General features: G+C 48.1%; 1 rRNA gene. It reads right to left on the reverse strand.

Annotation, left to right across the window (positions count from 1 at the left end):
- Positions 1-98 precede the first annotated feature (98 nt).
- Positions 99-1,650 (reverse strand): 16S ribosomal RNA (locus SHI21_RS20645).
- Positions 1,651-1,899: the final 249 nt, after the last annotated feature.

Here is a 1,899-nt window from a genome sequence, read left to right on the forward strand (position 1 = left end):
ATATTATTTTAATATGAGATGATCTAAGAAATTCAAAAATAAGAAAAGGTCCTAAACAATTTTGACCGGATAAAGTTCTTAACGAACTGGATCCTTTAAAAGGAGGTGATCCAGCCGCAGGTTCCCCTACGGCTACCTTGTTACGACTTCACCCCAGTCATCATTCCGACCGTAGACGCTCCCCTCCTTGCGGTTAGGGCCACGGCTTCAGGTAAGAACAACTCCCATGGTGTGACGGGCGGTGTGTACAAGGCCCGGGAACGTATTCACCGCGGCGTGCTGATCCGCGATTACTAGCGATTCCAACTTCATGGAGTCGAGTTGCAGACTCCAATCCGGACTGAGATCGGTTTTTTGAGATTAGCTCCCCCTCGCGAGTTCGCATCCCGTTGTACCGACCATTGTATTACGTGTGTAGCCCAAGACATAAGGGCCATGAGGACTTGACGTCATCCCCACCTTCCTCCTGGTTAGCCCAGGCAGTCTCCCTAGAGTGCCCAACTTAATGCTGGCAACTAAGGATGGGGGTTGCGCTCGTTGCGAGACTTAACCCAACATCTCACGACACGAGCTGACGACAGCCATGCAGCGCCTGTCACCATATTCTCCGAAGAGCACTCCCTCGTTTAAAAGGGATTCATGGGATTTCAAGCCTTGGTAAGGTTCTGCGCGTTGCTTCGAATTAAACCACATAATCCACCGCTTGTGCGGGCCCCCGTCAATTCCTTTGAGTTTTAGTCTTGCGACCGTACTTCCCAGGCGGAACACTTAACGCGTTAGCTACGGCACTGAAGGGGTCAAATCCTCCAATACCTAGTGTTCATAGTTTACAGCGTGGACTACCAGGGTATCTAATCCTGTTTGATCCCCACGCTTTCGCGCCTCAGCGTCAATACTCGTCCAGGAAGGCGCCTTCGCCTCTGGTGTTCCTTCGCATATCTACGGATTTTACCCCTACATGCGAAATTCCCCTTCCCCCTCCGAGATTCTAGACCTGTAGTTTCAGACGCAGTTTCGAGGTTGAGCCCCGAGATTTCACATCTGACTTGCAGGTCCGCCTACGCGCGCTTTACGCCCAATAAATCCGAACAACGCTTGCACCCTTCGTATTACCGCGGCTGCTGGCACGAAGTTAGCCGGTGCTTCCTCTATGTGTACCATCAAATAGCCGGCCTATTAGACCAGCTACCATTTTTCCACATTAACAGAGCTTTACAGACCGAAGTCCTTCCTCACTCACGCGGCGTTGCTGCGTCAGGGTTTCCCCCATTGCGCAATATTCCCCACTGCTGCCTCCCGTAGGAGTCTGGACCGTGTCTCAGTTCCAGTGTGTCCGATCATCCTCTCAGACCGGATAAACATCGTTGCCTTGGTAGGCCTTTACCCCACCAACTAGCTAATGTTCCGCAGGCCCATCTTTTAGTGGATGCATATACAGAGGCATCCTTTCAAGCATTACTATTATATTATTGCTTCGTATGCGGCATTAGCCAAAATTTCTTCTGGTTATTCCCCTCTAAAAGGCAGGTCACCTACGTGTTACTCACCCGTGCGCCACTTTACTCATCCCGAAGGACTTTCGCGTTCGACTTGCATGTGTTAGGCACGCCGCCAGCGTTCGTTCTGAGCCAGGATCAAACTCTCCAAGCTTCAATATAAAATTTTTCAAAATTAATTTACGAATTACTATACGGATATGTATTCATTTGATTAGAGACACTCACGTGTTCTAACTCCGACTTTTTATCACTTTCAACTTTATTACAACTTGAGCTTTTAACAGCGTGACTGAATACTTACGTCAGATATTTTTTGTTTAGGACCTTTCTCATCTTGAATTGTAACCCGAAGGCTACAAAATCTTTTATCTCTATTAGAATTTTAAAGAACAATTTTTTA

This window comes from Bacteriovorax sp. PP10, from assembly GCF_035013165.1.
Classification (GTDB): domain Bacteria; phylum Bdellovibrionota; class Bacteriovoracia; order Bacteriovoracales; family Bacteriovoracaceae; genus Bacteriovorax; species Bacteriovorax antarcticus.